This is a genomic window from Streptosporangium sp. NPDC051023, assembly GCF_040689595.1.
Taxonomy (GTDB): domain Bacteria; phylum Actinomycetota; class Actinomycetes; order Streptosporangiales; family Streptosporangiaceae; genus Streptosporangium.
On the sequence record NZ_JBFBCE010000054.1, the window covers coordinates 23,925 to 40,164 of the forward strand.

A 16,240-nucleotide genomic window follows, 5' to 3' on the forward strand; every position below is an offset into this window, starting at 1 on the left:
CCGATCGGTGAGGAGAAGGTCGTCCCGACCAAGGTCAAGAACATCAACCTGCCGAAGAACATCGGCAAGGTGTTCTGGACCGACAAGCAGGGCAAGAACCGCTGGGCCTCCGGCGTCTCGATCCAGTCGAAGTACCGCAACCTGGTCGTCACCGCCGCCCACAACGTCTACGACACCGCGGGCACCGGCGACGCCGACGTGCTGAAGAACTGGGTGTTCGTCCCGGGTTACTACCAGGGCAAGACCCCCTACGGCATCTACGTCGGCAAGACCGCGTGGACGCACTACGACTTCGACGTCTACGAGGACTACGACCGCGACTACGCGTTCGTCACCGTCTACAACGGTGTGTTCTACAACGGCAAGAAGCAGGTCACCGAGGCCGAGTACAAGTCCTTCACCGGGCCGAAGTACGTCGAGGAGACCAAGAAGCAGGTCACCAAGGCCGAGTACGAGAAGTGGGTCGGCACCACCGGCCACGCTGGTGAGATCGTCGACGAGGTCAAGACCCAGACCACCGGCCCGGACGACAAGCGCGGCACCTACAAGCCGGTCGAGGTCTCCAAGAAGGACTACGACGACGCTGCCGCCGTCGGCGGCCCGTCCGTGATCAAGCCGGGCGCCCAGGCCTTCAGCGACACCGTTGTGGTCTCGAAGGAAGAGTACGACAAGCACGTCGACGGTCCCACGGGCACGAAGGGCACCACCAACGGGCAGTGGAACATCACCCACTACTACGTCAAGCAGTGGGTGATCGCCGGCTCCGAGGCCAAGTACTTCATCAAGGACTACGGCTTCTTCATCGAGCTGTCCAAGGACGCCGGTCGTCTGGGTGACAACGTCGGTGGCCAGGGCTTCGCGTGGAACCAGAAGACGGGCCAGCCGGTCTTCATCTTCGGCTACCCGCAGGCGCCGGAGCCCGACGGTGACAAGCACTTCACCGGCATCACCCCCAAGTGGGTGTACGGCAAGACCTCCGGCAAGGTGTACGTCTCCGCCGCGCAGAAGATCGAGGAGCACATCGGCGTCAAGGGTGACCTCACCCCCGGCGCCGACGGTGGCCCCTGGGTCCTGAAGTACAACAACGCCAAGCGTCTGGGCTACGTCAACGGTGTCACCAGCCAGTTCGGTGACCAGGACAAGAACGGCCGCAACGACCTGATCACCTCGGCCTACTTCGACGGCGAGACCGCCGACATCTACAAGAAGGCCGCTCTGACCTGGTCCGGCAAGATCACGGGCCCGAACGGCGAGCTCTACAAGTAAGCCGTAAGGATCTAGCGATCCACTGAGCCGGAGGGTCCAAACCTCCGGCTCACCCATAGCTCCACCACAGAGAGACCCGGTGATGCGCACACCGGGTCTCTTTGTCATGCCCGATGTAAAGATCGACCGCCCCTTCGCGGGGCCCCGGCGGCATCCGCTGTCATGGCCTCTGTCAGGCCACCGCGATCCCACGACGGCGTCGGATCACCGCTCCCCACTGACCGTCGATCAAGCCGCCTCTCGTACACCCCTGCCCAACAAGATAGCGGAACGCTGTTTTCACAACACAATACGTAACTGATTTTTAGGTTTCGCGCCCCGGTTTCTCGCGAACCAAAAGACGCCCCTCGCCGATCGGGCGAGGGGCGTCCCCACGAAGGTGTTCCGCCGGCGGACCTGGAAGGGGGTGACCTGTGCGGGCTCCCGGCAGCGGAAAAGGAAGGACTGACCCGACCACGGGCCTGAGATTCGGGGCTTACCTGCGGGCGACTCCGTCCACGCGGGCCTGCGCCGCGACGGCGGCGATGACCGCGGGGGCGACCCGCTCGTCGAACGGGCTCGGGATCACGTAGTCGGCGGACAGGTCGTCGCCGACGACGGCGGCCAGCGCCTCTGCGGCGGCCACCTTCATGTTCTCGGTGATGGTCGAGGCGCGGACGTCGAGCGCTCCCCTGAAGACGCCGGGGAAGGCCAGCACGTTGTTGATCTGGTTGGGGAAGTCGGAGCGGCCGGTCGCCACCACCTGGGCGTGCTTCCTGGCGATCTCCGGATGCACCTCGGGAGTCGGGTTGGACAGCGCGAAGACGATGGAGTCGGGCGCCATCGACGCGATGGCTTCCTCGGAGACCGTGGAGCCGGACAGGCCGACGAACACGTCGGCCCCGGCCAGCGCCGACTCGGTGGAGCCGCGCAGACCGGCCTTGTTGGTGTCGCGCGCCAGGGCCTCCTTGAACGGGTTGAGGCCCTCGCGGCCCTCGTGGATGAGGCCCTTGGAGTCGGCGACCGCGATGTCCCCGATGCCGGCGTTGAGGAGGATGCGGCTGACCGCGACCCCCGAGGCCCCGGCGCCGGCGACCACGGCCCGCAGGTCGCCCAGGGAGCGCCCCGTCAGCCTGGCGGCGTTCTTCAGCGCCGCCAGCACGACGATCGCGGTGCCGTGCTGGTCGTCGTGGAAGACGGGGATGTCCAGCAGCTCGCGCAGCCGGTCCTCGACCTCGAAGCAGCGAGGAGCGCTGATGTCCTCCAGGTTGATGCCCCCGAAGGAGGGCGCGAGGCGGACGACGGTCTCGACGATCTCATCGACACCGGTGCAGTCGAGGCAGATCGGCACCGAGTCGACATTGGCGAACTGCTTGAACAGCAGGGCCTTGCCCTCCATGACGGGCATGGCCGCCGCGGGGCCGATGTCCCCGAGGCCGAGCACGGCGGTGCCGTCCGAGACGACGGCGACCACGTTGGACACCCAGGTGTAGTCGTTGACGAGCTCGGGCTCGTCGGCGATCGCGCTGCAGACCTTCGCGACGCCAGGCGTGTAGGCGAGGGCCAGGTCCCCGGCGTCGCGGACGGGAACGGTCGAGCGGATCTCCAGCTTGCCCCCGCGGTGCAGGGCGAAGGCCGGATCGAGATCGAGGGTTTCAAGGGAAATGGAGGATGGCGTGACAGCCACAGCGACCCCTGTAGTTCAGTCAGACTCAGACGGATTGGTCCTTCGTAGACGCGCCACCGCGGGGCTGGCCCGGCTTCGGTAGTCGCTCGGGGCCTGCTCGTGGGGCCGTCTGGAGGGGTACGGGGGTCACCCGTTGCTCGATTCTGCCACAGGGCGGGACCCTCACAGCGGACAGGGGGCACTTACTTTCGGTACATGGCGACGGTCTCCTTCGTTACATGGTGACGGCTCCGTCACGCATGTAAGATGCGGCTCCTGTCGTCATCGCTTACATCGACGGACCATCCGAATCGACGGACCATCCGAATGGATCTGACCTCCTACGCCGAGCTGGCCGTACTGCTGATCAACAACCCGGACCGGCTGACCGGTCTGGAGGGACTGCGCGCGCTGCTCGAGGAGGGCGGCCGCTACCGCCCCGGCTGCCGCATCACCCGCGGTGACCTCGACGCGCTGCGCGACCTCCGCGAGGAGCTGATCGTCATCTTCGAGGCCGCGGCGACCGGCGACGAGGACGACGTGGTCGACCGGCTCAACTCGCTGCTGATCCAACACCCGGTGCAGCCCCAGATCTCCGGCCACGACGGCGAGCGCTGGCACATGCACCTCACCGAGGGCGGCCGGATGGCCGACCAGTACGCCGTCGGCGCCGTGATGGGCCTGGCGACCCTGGTGACCGACCTCGGCGTGAACCGGCTCGGCCTCTGCCAGGCGACCCCCTGCAGGCGGGCCTTCCTCGACACCTCGTCGAACCGGTCGAGGCGATACTGCTCGGAGCGCTGCGCCAGCAGGGCGAACGTGGCCGCCTACCGGGCTCGCAGGAAGGTCGGCGGCCAGTAGCGCAGCACCACCCGGCCTACCAGCGACGACGGCGGCACGGCGCCGAAGTCCCAGCTGTCGCGGCGGCCTGGGGCGCGCTGGTTGTCGCTCTCCAACCACCACCCCTCCTCGCTTCGCCACACGGCCCGCTTGACGATCAGCAGTGACGGGTCAGAGGGGAGCCTGGCGACCACCAGATCCCCGACCCTGACCGGGGCGCCGCGCCGTACCCAGAGCCAGTCTCCCGGCCGCAGCGCGGGCAGCATCGAGTCTCCTTCGACACGGACTCTCACAGAGCTCAACCCCATCCCACACGGCATTTGAAGACGAGTAAGGTCGGTAGCGGACCATGCTGATCCCAGCATCAAGGAAGGATTTTCCGATGCTTGCACGACTTCTGCGACCCAGGCGTGTCGCCTCCGCGCACTGCGACCTGCCGTGTGGCGTGTACGACCCGGCCCAGGCTCGCATTGAGGCCGAGTCGGTGAAGGCCATCATCGAGAAGTACGCCGCGAACGAAGACCCGGTCTTCCGCACCCGCGCACTGATCATCAAGGAGCAGCGGGCCGAGCTGGTCAAGCACCACCTGTGGGTGCTGTGGACCGACTACTTCAAGCCTCCGCACCTGGAGACCTACCCCCAGCTGCACCAGCTGTTCTGGGAGGCCACCAAGCTCGCGGGCGCCGCGGGTGGCAAGGGCACCGTCGACGTCGCCCAGGCGGACGAGCTCCTGGCCAAGATCGACGAGATCTCCAAGATTTTCTGGGCGACCAAGGCCGCCTGAGCCGAAAGCCTGGTTATCGGCTCGCCCAGGCCCCGTGTGGAGTGCGACCACACGGGGCCTGACCTGTTCTTAGACCCCATTCTGGTGTCTTAAAGTGTTCTTGAGGTGCTAAATCGCCCGGATCGCGAGTCCAAGCGGGCCAACCACCGCCGCGGGGCTGTAGGTTGCAGTCAGCGACTCTGCGAGGAGGAACGTGACCGAACACACCGAGACGCCCGCGGTCGACATGGGCGGGATCCGCGACGTGGTGAGCGTCCGGCTGCCGGCCGCGAGTGCCTATCTGTCCGTGCTGCGTACGGCGACCGCCGGACTGGCCGCACGGCTGGACTTCACGCTCGACGAGATCGAGGACCTGCGGATCGCGGTCGACGAGGCGTGCGCGATGCTGCTGACTCAGGCCGTGCCCGGCACCGACCTGACGGCCGAGTTCGAGCTGACCGGGCAGCTGATGCAGGTCAGGGTCGAGGTCAGCACGGTCGGCAGCACCACACCGAAGCGTGATGACTTCGCCTGGATGGTGCTCACCGCACTGGCCGACGATGTGGATGCCGTAACCGACTCCCCCGACCGCATGGCGATCGTGCTACGCAAGCGCCGAGGCGCAGCGAGGCCGGCGTGACGGAAAGGACTCGTGCCATGGCCGCCAGCGACCACGCGGTGCCCGACCGGGTGCGCGCGCGCCTGCTCTTCGCGGAACTGGCGGAGTTGACCCCCGACGACTCGCGGCGCCAGCGTATCCGTGACGAGCTCGTCGAGCTCCACCTCCCCCTCGTGGAGTATCTCGCCCGCCGGTTCCGCAACCGGGGCGAATGGCTCGACGACCTCACCCAGGTCGCGACCATCGGCCTGATCAAGTCGATCGACCGCTTCGATCTCGCGCGGGGGGTGGAGTTCTCCACTTACGCCACCCCGACGATCGTGGGCGAGATCAAACGGCACTTCCGCGACAAGGGCTGGGCGGTCCGCGTGCCGCGCCGCCTGCAGGAGCTGAAGCTCTCGCTCACCAAGGCGATCAGCGAGCTGTCCCAGCGCGAGGGGCGTGCGCCGACCGTCGCAGAGCTCGCGACGTTCCTGAAGATGAGCGAGGAGGAGGTGCTCGAGGGGCTGGAGTCGGCCAACGCCTACTCAACGGTCTCCCTCGACGCGCCCGACTCCGGTGACGACGACGCGCCCGCGGTGGCCGACTCGCTCGGCATTGTGGACGACTCCCTGGAGGGCGTCGAGTACCGCGAGTCGCTCAAGCCTCTCCTCGAACGGCTGCCGCCTCGCGAGAAGCGGATCCTGTTGCTGCGTTTCTTCGGCAACATGACCCAGTCACAGATCGCCACCGAGCTCGGCATCTCGCAGATGCACGTGTCCCGGCTGCTGGCCAGGACCCTGGCCCAGCTCCGCGAGGGACTGACCGCGGAGGATTAAAGGCTGTCCCGGTCCCCGTAGAGGGCCTGGGTCGTCGGCGGGGACAGCAACGCGACCAGTCCGATCACTGCCGCGGCGATCAGCGGGATGCCGATCGCCTGCTGGTCGGACTGGATCAGCGTGACGCCGACCACGACGGCGAAGATCTGGGCAAGCACTCCGGGGCTCCGCGCCCATCGCTCGGTCCGCAGCATGCCCAGGGCGACCCAGAGCAACGCGGCGCCCAGGAGGATCCCGAACCCGGCCACGAAGATCGAGCTCACCACGTCGGACGGCTGGCCGATCACCGTCTCGACGCCGACGTAGCCGCCGAGCAGCAGGGTTGTGACGCCTTCGAGCGCCATGACGGCGGCGGCGACGGCGAGGGTCAGCGGGCGGTGGTTCGACACAGCCAAAGCCTATCGCCGGGACATCTCGCCCCCTCCTTCGCCGCCATGACGGCGTTATCGGCGGATACGCTGGCATTATGCGCGCGATGCTGCTGGTGAATCCCAAGGCCACCACGACCAATCAGCGGACGCGGGACGTGCTGATCAGAGCACTGGGCGCAACCGTGGACTTAACGGTCGAGGAGACCGGCTACCGGGGGCACGCGGCTCATCTGTCCCGCACTGCCCATGCCTCCGGGTTCGACGTGGTCGCCGTGCTCGGCGGTGACGGCACGATCAACGAGACCGTGAACGGTCTGCTCGACGCGGAGGACGACGAGGGCGGGGAGGCCCGAGACGGGGAGTCCTCCGATGAAAGAGACGGCGAGGCGGACAGTGAGGCGGACGGCGGCGCGATGAACCGCCCCGCGCTGCTGGTGATCCCCGGCGGGAGCGCGAACGTCTTCGCGCGGGCGCTCGGGCTGCCGAACAACCCGGTCGAGGCGGCGGGCGCGGTGCTCGAGGCCCTGCGCGACGACCGGCGGCGGACCGTCGGGCTCGGCCAGGCGATCTGGGACGGCCAGCGCAGATACTTCACCTTCTGCAGCGGGCTCGGCTACGACGCCGAGGTGATCAGGGCGGTCGAGGGGATGCGCGGGACCGGGCGCAAGGCGACCCCGACGCGCTATGTGAACACGGCGTTGCACCACTACCTGTCGACGGACAAGCGCCACGCCCCCATGGCCGTCGAGGGGCCTGACGTGCCGCCCGCGGACAACCTCTTCATGGCGATCGTCTCCAACACCTCGCCCTGGACCTATGTGGGCTCCCGTCCCGTGTGCCCGACACCGTGGGCGAGCTTCGAGACCGGCCTCGACCTGCTGGGACTGCAGCGCCTCGGCTTTGCAGCGATGAGTCATCTGATGCCCCAGATCATCGGGGTACGCGAGACCCTGCCCACGGGCCGTCACCTCGTGCAGCTCCACGACGAGCGGGAGTTCACGCTGAGCGCCCAGCGCCCGGTGGCCTTCCAGCTCGACGGCGACTACCTGGGAGAGGTCGAGCGCGTGACGTTTCGCTCTATCCCGAAGGCGTTACAAGTGTTGGTCTGACCGGTTACAACTGGTCATCATGTGACGCATCCGACATGCATATCAGGCAAAACGTTCTCCCAAACCTCTTGCATGTACTGAGCGTGGCTGACAATCTCAACATTGACGTCGGAACGTAGGACCTTTGAGCGGCGACATCGCTCCCAGGCCACCGGCGATCAAGTGGACGGGCCCCCGAACCGAACAAGGATCGGGTAATCGTCCGCGATGGTTAGTGAAAGTCTTCACAAAGTACGCCGCCGGAGCCGAAGCAAGGGCTCCTCATCCAAAGGAGTGGACGCATGGACTGGCGCCACCGAGCTGCCTGCCGTGACGTGGACCCCGAGCTTTTCTTCCCGATCGGCAACACCGGCCCCGCCCTGATGCAGATCGAAGAGGCCAAGCAGGTCTGTCGTACGTGCAACGTGAGTGAGGCCTGCCTGAAGTGGGCACTGGAGTCCGGTCAGGACGCCGGTGTCTGGGGCGGCCTGAGCGAAGACGAGCGCCGCGCCTTCAAGCGTCGCACGGCCCGCGCCCGCACCCGCGTCGGCGCCTGATCCTCAACTCGGGTAACCCTAGCAAACCCGGAAACCGGCTCCCGCGAGACCCTCCCCCTGACCTGACTCAGGCCGCGGGGAGGGGGATGCTCAGCGTGACCTCGGTGCCCCCGCCCTGGCGGGGTTCGATCGCCAGTCTCCCCGACAGCTCGCCGACCACCAGCGTCCGCACGATCTGCAGGCCGAGGCTGGTCGACGACTCCAGATCGAAGTTGTCCGGCAGGCCGCTGCCGTCGTCGGAGACGATCACGTCGAGGCGGTCCGCTCCCCGCGAGACGATCACCTGAAGCCTGCCGGGACGGTGGGCGAGACCGTGCTGGACCGCGTTCTGCAGCAGCTCGGTGAGGACCATCGCCAGCGGCGTCGCGATCTCGGAGCGCAGCACCCCGAACGCCCCGACACGGCGCGGAACCACCTGTGCCTCGGGAGCGGCGACCTCTCCCGTCATCGCGATCACCCGGTCGGCGATGTCGTCGAAGTCCACCTGTTCCTCGGGCGTGTGGGACAGCGTCTCGTGCACGATCGCGATCGAGCCGACCCTGCGCACCGCCTCCTCGAGTGCCTCCCGCCCCTCCGGCACCTGCAGCCGCCTGGCCTGCAGCCGCAACAGCGCGGCCACTGTCTGCAGGTTGTTCTTGACCCGGTGGTGGATCTCCCTGATCGTCGCGTCCTTGGTCATCAGCTCCCGCTCGCGGCGGCGCAGCTCGGTCACGTCGCGGATGAGCACCAGCGCGCCGATGCGGCCGCCCCCGACGACCAGCGGGATCGCCCGCAGCTGCACGACCGTGCCCCCGGACTCGACCTCGGTCTCCCTCGGCTCCCTGCCGCTCGCCACGATCATCAGGTTCTCGTTGATCGGCTCGTCCGAGTAGCAGAGGGTCGCGGTGGTGCGGCCGAGCTCGGCGCCGACCAGGTCGGCGTTGAGCCCCAGCCTGCGGTAGGCGGACAGGGCGTTGGGCGAGGCGTAGGTGACCCGGCCCGCGCGGTCGAGCCTGAGCAGCCCGTCGCCGACGCGCGGCGAGCGGACCAGGATCGGCTCAGCACCGGAGAAGGGGAAACGGCCTTCGGCGACCATCTGGGCCAGGTCGGAGGCGCTCTGCAGGTAGGTGAGCTCGAGCCGTGACGGGGTGCGGGCCGAGGAGAGGTTCGTCGAACGCTGGATCACCCCGAGGAAGTGGTCGGCCCGCCGTACCGGGATGGTCTCCTCGCGGACCGGAACCCCGCTGGACCAGTCGGGGTCGCCCTCCCGGCAGATCCGCCGCTCGTTCCAGGCGGTGTCGATGAGCACCCGCTCACCCTTGGCCGCCGTCATTCCCACGATGTCGTCGTGGTAGACGGTCGGGCCCGTGGTCGGCCGCATCTGGGCGACCGCGATCCAGCCCGTCCCCTCCCTGAGGGGAATCCACAGGATGAGGTCGGCGAACGACAGGTCGGCCAGAAGCTGCCAGTCGGAGACCAGCGAGTGCATCCACTCGAGGTCCGCATCGTCAAGCGCGGTGTGACGAACCGCCAGGTCGCTTAGAGTCGGCACCCGTGCATCATGCGTTCTTTACGGGCCCGAACGCGAATCGGGCACACCACATTGGGAAAATGCCCTTATGACACAGAGTCCCGATTGGCATCCCGATCCGCTGGCACGGTTCCGCACCGCGGCGGCGACGCGGGAGGCGGCGGGACTGAAACGGACCCTGCGCGCCAGAACGCCCAACGACGACGGCCTGATCGACCTGGCCTCGAACGACTACCTCGGGCTCGCCAGGGACGAGCGGCTCGTCGAGGCGGCGGCCGCCGCGACCAGGACCTGGGGAACGGGATCGACAGGCTCCCGCCTGGTCACCGGCTCGACCTCGCTGCACGCCGCCCTGGAGGAGAGGCTGCGCGCGTTCACCGAGGCGAGCGGCGCCCTGGTGTTCTCCTCCGGCTACCTCGCCAACCTGGCGGCCGTCGCGACGCTCGGCAGGGACGCCCTGGTGGTCTCGGACGCGGGAAACCACGCCTCGATCGTGGACGCCTGCCGCCTGTCGCGCTCGCGCGTCGTGGTCACCCCGCACGGGGATGTGACGGCCGTCGAGAAGACCCTCGCCGACAGGGACACCGAGCACGCGGTCGTGGTCACGGACGCGGTCTTCTCCGTCGACGGCGACCTGGCCCCGCTGGCGGAGCTGCACGCGGCGGCCGTACGGCAGGGCGCGCTGCTGATCGTGGACGAGGCGCACTCGCTCGGCGTCCTCGGAACCCGGGGTCAGGGGGCGGTGCACGCCGCGGGCCTGGCGGCCGAGCCCACGGTTGTGAGAACGGTCACACTCTCCAAATCCCTGGGATCTCAGGGCGGGGCCGTGCTCGGGGCCCCAGAGGTGATTGAAACCCTGATAGACACGGGCCGCTCGTTCATCTTCGACACCGGTCTCGCCCCGGGGAGCGTGGCGGCGGCACTCGCCGCGGTGGATATCCTTCACAATCAGCCCGAACTGCCCAGATACGTGCTAACCAGAGCGAAAGAGCTGGCTTCCATGGCCCGCGAGCTCGGTCTGGAGACCAACGACCCGGCGGGTGCGGTCGTCCCGATCGTGCTCGGCCCGCCCGAGACGGCACTTCGGGCCGCCGTGATCTGTGCGGAACACGGGGTGCGCGCCGGATGTTTCCGGCCGCCCTCGGTGCCGGTCGGCCGCTCTTGCCTGCGGCTGACCGCGCGGGCCAATCTGAGTTCCGACGATCTAGCGGTGATCTGGGGTGCGCTCACCGCCGTGGCCGAGATGAAGGTGACCATGTGAGCGAGCGAAACGAGCGGACCCGCGGGCGAGGTGTCCTCAGCCCTGCCAGCCCCGAGCCGTCGGGTGAGGTGCGGGCGTGACGGAAGACTCCCCCAGGATCCCGAAGTACTACGACGTCAAGCGCAGCCTGCTCGCGCTCACCAAGAGCCTGGCCGCGGGCAGCGCGCTTCCCCCTGAGCGGACCCTCGCGGTGCGCTTCGAGACGTCGCGCACCACCGTGCGCCAGGCCCTGTCCGAACTCGTGGTCGAGGGCCGTCTGGTGCGCATCCAGGGCAAGGGGACGTTCGTCGCGCACCCCAAGGTCGCCCAGGTCCTGCAGCTGACCTCGTACACCGGTGACCTCAGGACCGTCGGCCTCGAACCCGACACCAAGATCCTCGACATCAGTTACATCACCGCGGACGAACCACTGGCCCGCCGCCTCGCGATCAACCCCGGCGGCCGGGTGCTGCGGATCCACCGGCTCCGCCTGGCCAACGGCGAGCCGATGTCGATCGACACCACCCACCTGTCCGCCAGGCGCTTCCCCCGGCTCAGGCGCGAGCTCGAGGTGCACTCCTCGCTGTACGAGACGCTGCACAACGCCTACAACGTGCGGCTGACGGACGCGGAGGAGATCATCGAGACCGTGCTGGCCACGCCGTACGATGCGCAGGTGCTGAGCGTCGACGTCGGCCTGCCGATGCTGCTGCTCACCCGGCACGCCTTCGACGCGGACGGCAACCCGGTCGAGTGGGCCCAGTCCCTCTACCGGGGCGACCGCTACAAGTTCGTCACCCGCCTGCGCCGTCCCTGACGTCCCACCTGGTGCTCACCCCCGTGTCGTGAGAGGTCACCGCCGCCTAAGGTGAGGTGGATGAGCATCCTCGTGGTCACCGGGACCGACACGGGAGTGGGCAAGACGGTCGTCACCGCCGCGGTCGCCTCGCTCGCCAGAGAGCGGGGCTCCTCGGTCGCGGTGGTGAAACCGGCGCAGACCGGGGTCGGCGCGACCGAGCCCGGAGATCTGGACGACGTCATCAGGCTCTCCGGGGTGACGACCACGTTCGAGCTGGCCAGGTTCCCCGACCCGCTGGCCCCCGCCGCCGCGGCCCGCGTCGCGGGCGTGCCGCCGATCTCCCTCGACCTGGCCGCGACCAGAATCGAGGAACTCGCCGCGTCCAACCGGCTGGTGCTCGTCGAGGGCGCGGGCGGTCTTCTCGTCCGTTTCGACGAGGAGGGGGCGACCCTGGCCGACCTGGCCAGGCAACTCTCCGCACCGGTGCTCCTGGTGACGCGGGCGGCCCTGGGCACGCTCAACCACACCGCGCTGACGCTTGAGGCGATGGCGGGCCGCGGCCTCGACCTCGCGGGCGTGGTGATCGGATCGTGGCCCGCGGAACCCGGTCTCGCCGAGCGGTGCAACGTGGCGGACCTGGAGATGCTGGCCGCCAGACCGCTCGCGGGAGCCCTGCCCGAGGGGGCCGGGGCCATGGACGGGCAGGCCTTCGCCCGTACGGCCCGCGCGGGCCTGGCCCCGGTACTGGGGGGTGGGTTCGACGCCTCAACCTTCAGAACCACCTTTAGGCTCTTTCCGTAGACGACGGCCGGAGAGTGGAGCAGCATGAGCGACATACTCGACATCGCCCGCGTACAAGTCCTCGAGGAAGGCAGAGGACTCGACGCCGGACAGGCCTTGCGCTGCCTCGAGTCGCCCGAAGAACGCCTCGCCGACCTGCTCGCGCTCGCGCACGAGGTGCGGATGAAGTGGTGCGGCCCCGAGGTCGAGGTCGAGGGGATCATCTCGCTCAAGACCGGCGGATGCCCGGAGGACTGCCACTTCTGCTCCCAGTCCGGGCAGTTCACCTCACCGGTCCGCGCGGCGTGGCTGGACATCCCGTCCCTGGTCCAGGCGGCGCAGGAGACCGCGGCGACCGGAGCGACCGAGTTCTGCATCGTGGCCGCGGTGCGCGGCCCCGACCAGCGGCTGATGGACCAGGTCCGCGAGGGCGTCAAGGCGATCCAGGAGGCCGTCGACATCAACGTCGCCTGCTCGCTGGGCATGCTCACCCAGGCCCAGGTCGACGAGCTGGCCGAGATGGGCGTGCACCGCTACAACCACAACCTGGAGACCGCCAGGTCGCACTTCGGGAAGGTTGTCACCACCCACTCGTGGGAGGAGCGCTGGGACACCTGCCTGATGGTGCGTGAGGCCGGGATGGAGCTGTGCTGCGGGGGCATCGTCGGCATGGGCGAGACCCTGGAACAGCGGGCCGAGTTCGCCGGGCAGCTCGGTGAGCTGCAGCCGGACGAGGTGCCGCTGAACTTCCTCAACCCGCGCCCCGGCACCCCCTTCGAGTCCTTCCCGCTGCTGACGGGTCCGGAGGCCCTCAAGACGATCGCGACCTTCAGGCTCGCGCTGCCGCGCACGATCCTGCGTTACGCGGGCGGCAGGGAGCTGACCCTGGGCGACCTGGGCACCCGCGACGGCATGCTCGGCGGGATCAACGCGATCATCGTCGGCAACTACCTGACCACACTGGGCCGTACCCCCGAGGCGGACCTGGGCCTGCTGACCGACCTGAAGATGCCGATCAAGGCACTCTCCGACACACTGTGAGCAAACGCTCATAAACCCGGGACGCGCCGGGAACGGACGTTCATCATGTGAGACATGAAGGCCATCGAACAGCCCGTTCCCGGCATCACCATCGGCCACGCGCTCCTCGCGCGCTCCAACGGGACCCCGGAACCCGTCGACAAGATCGTGCACGACGGCGACACGATCAACATCGCCGCCGACGGCAACTTCGGCGTTCGCCTGCTCGGCGTGGACGCCCCCGAGGTCAGCTTCGAGCTGCCCCGTAACCCCAACCTTCCCGATCTGCCCAAGGGTTTCGTCAAGATCTCCAACCCCGCCTGGACGACCTTCCTGACCGACCCGTTCGCCGCGGGCTTCGAGCCGCTGCCGCTGCGCGCCGCGCTCCACGAGTACCTCCTGGGCAAGCTGGACGAGACCACCGCCCGCAACCACGCCGACCTCGGCGTCCCGGCCACCCAGGCGCTCAAGGACATGATCACCGCCGACATCGCCGAACAGGGCTTGAACGGCGAGACGTTCAAGCTCAGGCTGGCCTTCGGACAGGAGATCCTCGACCGGTACGGCAGGCTGCTCTGCTACGTCAACCGGGACCAGAAGCTCGCGCCGAGGCCGGCGCCGTACAACGAGCGGCTGCTCGCGGGCGGGCACGTCATGCCGTACTTCATCTGGCCGAACGTCGACCCCTTCGTCCGTCAGGAGAACAGGATCGCGCAGGCCGTACCGGCGCCCGGATCGGCCCGCACGCTGGCGGAGGCGGGCGCGCTCGGCCACGCCCGCGAGTCGGTACGGCAGGCCCGCAAGGCGGGTCTCGGCCTGTGGAACCCCGTGAACCCGCTGAAGCTGCACGCCTTCGAGCTGCGCTACCTGGCCGGACGCAGGGCTCCCGACCGCTACGTCCTGGACCTGTCGGACAGCGCCTCAGAGCTGCTGCACCCGCAGAACTATCACCGGATCCCGAATCCCGAGGACCGCTTGTTTGTCAACTCCGAGCACGCGCCCCTGTGGGCGGGGAAGGGCTGGTCGGTGCCGCCGCTGTAAGGGCCTCTGTCAGAGGAACGGTCACCGGGACGGGCGTGTGCCACGGGCACGCGCCCCTCCTTCCCAGCCCGGCCGTCTCCCCAACGGGCCGCTCAGGAGGGTGCGGACGGCGTTAGGCGGGAGGAATCTGGGCAGGGTGTCCAATCACTGTCCGGCTAAGTGACTGACTGGTAGGTTGCGCGATATGGAGTCCCCAAAGCACGCAGGTGACATCGCGGTCGCCGTCTCCAAGGCCTACGGCATCGAGACCATGTTCACCCTGTCCGGCGGGCACGTCTTCCCGCTGTACGACGGGGCGGTCCACGAGGGTGTGCCGATCTTGGACGTGCGGCACGAGCAGAGCGCGGTCTTCGCCGCGGAGGCCACCGCCAGGCTGACCCGCAGACCCGGCCTGGCCGTGCTCACCGCCGGTCCTGGCGTCACCAACGGTGTCAGCGGTGTCGCGACCGCGCACTTCAACGGCTCCCCCGTCGTGGTCATGGGGGGCAGGGCCCCGCAGTCGCGCTGGGGCTCCGGCGCGCTGCAGGAAATGGACCATCCGCCGCTGTTCGCACCGATCACCAAGCTGGCCTTCACCAGTTCCGGCACCGACTCGATCGGTGAGGACGTGGAGATGGCCTTCAGGACCGCCCTCGCCCCGCACCGGGGACCGGTCTTCCTCGACTTCCACATGGACCACCTGTTCGCCGCCGCGCCCGCGCCCGACCACGCGACCGAGACCCTGACCCCGTCGCCGCTCGAACCCGACCCCGACGCGCTCGCCGGGATCGCCCGCCTGCTCGCCGAGGCCGAGCGTCCCGTGCTGGTGCTGGGCTCCGACGTGTGGATGGACCGGGCCGAGGAGGTCGCCAGAGGTTTCGCCGAGGAGTTCCGCCTGCCGGTCGTCCCCAACGGCCAGGGCCGCGGCATCCTGCCCTCGGGGCACGAGCTCCTGGTCACCCGCGCCCGCGGTCTGGCCTTCTCCCAGGCCGACCTGGTGATCGTCGCGGGCGCCCCCCTCGACTTCCGCCTCGCGTACGGCTGGTTCGGCGGCAAGAACGGCGCCCCGCTCGCCAGGGTCGTGCACCTGGCCGACGCGCCGTCGCAGCTGACCACCCACATGGAGCCCTCGGGCGTCGCCGCGGGCGACCTGTCACTGGTCTTCTGGGGGCTCGGTACGGCCTGCAACGAGGCGGGCGTCTCCCCCAAGACGTACGCCCCGTGGCTGTCGAGACTGAACGAGGCGGCCGCGGCGGCCGTCGCCGAGGACGCGGAGCTACTGGCCTCGGACTCCGACCCGATCCACCCGATGCGGATCTACGGCGAGCTGGGCAAAGTCCTCGCCGACGACGCCGTGGTGATCGGCGACGGCGGTGACTTCGTCTCGTACGCGGGCAAGTACGTCGAGCCGAAGCAGCCCGGCAACTGGCTCGACCCCGGCCCCTACGGCTGCCTGGGCACCGGCCTTGGCTACTCCATCGCCGCCCGCCTCGCCCGTCCCTCCTCCCAGGTGGCACTGCTGCTCGGCGACGGCGCGGCCGGATTCTCGCTGATGGACGTGGACACCCTCGTCCGGCACCGCCTGCCGGTCGTGATGATCTGCGGCAACAACGGCATGTGGGGGTTGGAGAAGCACCCCATGCAGATGCTGTACGGCTACGACGTGGCCGCCGAGTTGCAGCCGCAGTGCCGCTACGACGAGGTGGTGACCGCGCTGGGCGGCGGCGGCGAGCTGGTCACCGACCCGTCGGAGATCGGCCCCGCGCTGCGCCGCGCCTTCGACTCCGGCGTGCCGTACATGGTGAACATCGCCACCGACCCGTCCGTGGCCTACCCCCGCAACACCACCGGCGTCTGAGACTCCGTCCCGCGGCTTCCCCGTCCGCCCCGGTGAGCGCCCACGC

The 16,240-nt window shown here is 68.8% G+C and carries 17 protein-coding genes; 13 read left to right on the top strand and 4 right to left on the bottom strand.

Translation table 11 applies throughout. The features are described 5' to 3' along the window. Positions 1 to 1,266 (top strand): hypothetical protein (locus AB0395_RS30145; protein ID WP_366286891.1); only part of this gene is annotated, 1,266 nt, incomplete at its 5' end. A gap of 475 nt (positions 1,267 to 1,741) precedes the next feature. On the opposite strand, the gene AB0395_RS30150 is transcribed toward AB0395_RS30145, so the two are convergent. Further along, positions 1,742 to 2,932: an NADP-dependent malic enzyme gene (locus AB0395_RS30150; RefSeq protein ID WP_366286892.1), complete on the bottom strand. Its 1,191-nt coding sequence runs from the start codon at positions 2,930 to 2,932 to the stop codon at positions 1,742 to 1,744. 306 nt (positions 2,933 to 3,238) lie between these two features. Between AB0395_RS30150 and AB0395_RS30155 the strand changes: the two genes are divergently transcribed. Beyond that, positions 3,239 to 3,772, top strand: coding sequence for a CGNR zinc finger domain-containing protein (locus tag AB0395_RS30155; RefSeq protein ID WP_366286894.1), 534 nt, complete (start codon positions 3,239 to 3,241; stop codon positions 3,770 to 3,772). Here AB0395_RS30155 and AB0395_RS30160 read toward each other — a convergent pair. After that, the gene (locus AB0395_RS30160; RefSeq protein ID WP_366286896.1) at positions 3,739 to 4,059 is read right to left on the bottom strand and encodes a S24 family peptidase; all 321 of its coding nucleotides are present in this window, start codon (positions 4,057 to 4,059) and stop codon (positions 3,739 to 3,741) included. The genes AB0395_RS30155 and AB0395_RS30160 overlap by 34 nt on opposite strands. A gap of 74 nt (positions 4,060 to 4,133) precedes the next feature. On the opposite strand from AB0395_RS30160, the gene sodN reads away from it, so the two are divergent. The 3 genes from sodN (at position 4,134) to AB0395_RS30175 (ending at position 5,951) form a co-directional block, all read left to right on the top strand. Further along, positions 4,134 to 4,535 carry a superoxide dismutase, Ni gene (sodN, locus tag AB0395_RS30165; protein WP_366286898.1) on the top strand — a complete coding sequence of 134 codons (402 nt, stop codon included), beginning with the start codon at positions 4,134 to 4,136 and terminating at the stop codon, positions 4,533 to 4,535. Positions 4,536 to 4,761: 226 nt separating this feature from the next. Then, positions 4,762 to 5,154, top strand: coding sequence for an anti-sigma factor (locus AB0395_RS30170; RefSeq protein WP_366286964.1), 393 nt, complete (start codon positions 4,762 to 4,764; stop codon positions 5,152 to 5,154). Beyond that, positions 5,151 to 5,951, top strand: coding sequence for an RNA polymerase sigma factor SigF (locus AB0395_RS30175; RefSeq protein ID WP_366286900.1), 801 nt, complete (start codon positions 5,151 to 5,153; stop codon positions 5,949 to 5,951). Before AB0395_RS30170 ends, AB0395_RS30175 begins: the two co-directional genes overlap by 4 nt. Here AB0395_RS30175 and AB0395_RS30180 read toward each other — a convergent pair. Beyond that, a complete protein-coding gene (locus tag AB0395_RS30180) occupies positions 5,948 to 6,340 on the bottom strand; it encodes a hypothetical protein (RefSeq protein ID WP_366286902.1) in 393 nt (130 codons plus the stop codon). The two genes, AB0395_RS30175 and AB0395_RS30180, sit on opposite strands and share 4 nt — an antisense overlap. Positions 6,341 to 6,417: 77 nt before the next feature. Between AB0395_RS30180 and AB0395_RS30185 the strand changes: the two genes are divergently transcribed. Further along, complete coding sequence (locus tag AB0395_RS30185; RefSeq protein WP_366286904.1) at positions 6,418 to 7,431, top strand: diacylglycerol kinase family protein; 1,014 nt, start codon at positions 6,418 to 6,420, stop codon at positions 7,429 to 7,431. Between the two features lie 281 nt (positions 7,432 to 7,712). After that, entirely contained in the window at positions 7,713 to 7,967 is a 255-nt protein-coding gene (locus AB0395_RS30190) for a WhiB family transcriptional regulator (RefSeq protein ID WP_366286906.1), read from the top strand. A gap of 67 nt (positions 7,968 to 8,034) precedes the next feature. Here AB0395_RS30190 and AB0395_RS30195 read toward each other — a convergent pair whose 3' ends face one another. After that, on the bottom strand, positions 8,035 to 9,498 hold the full coding sequence (locus AB0395_RS30195) for a PAS domain-containing sensor histidine kinase (protein ID WP_366286908.1): 1,464 nt from the start codon (positions 9,496 to 9,498) through the stop codon (positions 8,035 to 8,037). Positions 9,499 to 9,565: 67 nt separating this feature from the next. Between AB0395_RS30195 and AB0395_RS30200 the strand changes: the two genes are divergently transcribed. The 6 genes from AB0395_RS30200 to AB0395_RS30225 all read left to right on the top strand — a co-directional run bounded on the left by AB0395_RS30200 (position 9,566) and on the right by AB0395_RS30225 (position 16,194). After that, positions 9,566 to 10,738, top strand: a complete 1,173-nt coding sequence (locus tag AB0395_RS30200) for an 8-amino-7-oxononanoate synthase (protein ID WP_366286910.1) — start codon at positions 9,566 to 9,568, stop codon at positions 10,736 to 10,738. A gap of 76 nt (positions 10,739 to 10,814) precedes the next feature. Beyond that, entirely contained in the window at positions 10,815 to 11,534 is a 720-nt protein-coding gene (locus AB0395_RS30205) for a GntR family transcriptional regulator (protein ID WP_184720397.1), read from the top strand. Positions 11,535 to 11,594: 60 nt separating this feature from the next. Continuing rightward, positions 11,595 to 12,317 (top strand): dethiobiotin synthase, encoded by a 723-nt coding sequence (gene bioD, locus AB0395_RS30210; protein ID WP_366286913.1) that lies wholly within the window; start codon positions 11,595 to 11,597, stop codon positions 12,315 to 12,317. A gap of 24 nt (positions 12,318 to 12,341) precedes the next feature. Further along, the gene (bioB, locus tag AB0395_RS30215) at positions 12,342 to 13,337 is read left to right on the top strand and encodes a biotin synthase BioB (RefSeq protein WP_366286914.1); all 996 of its coding nucleotides are present in this window, start codon (positions 12,342 to 12,344) and stop codon (positions 13,335 to 13,337) included. 54 nt (positions 13,338 to 13,391) lie between these two features. Then, a complete protein-coding gene (locus AB0395_RS30220) occupies positions 13,392 to 14,357 on the top strand; it encodes a hypothetical protein (RefSeq protein ID WP_366286916.1) in 966 nt (321 codons plus the stop codon). A gap of 184 nt (positions 14,358 to 14,541) precedes the next feature. Beyond that, positions 14,542 to 16,194, top strand: a complete 1,653-nt coding sequence (locus AB0395_RS30225; protein WP_366286918.1) for an acetolactate synthase — start codon at positions 14,542 to 14,544, stop codon at positions 16,192 to 16,194. Positions 16,195 to 16,240 lie beyond the last annotated feature (46 nt).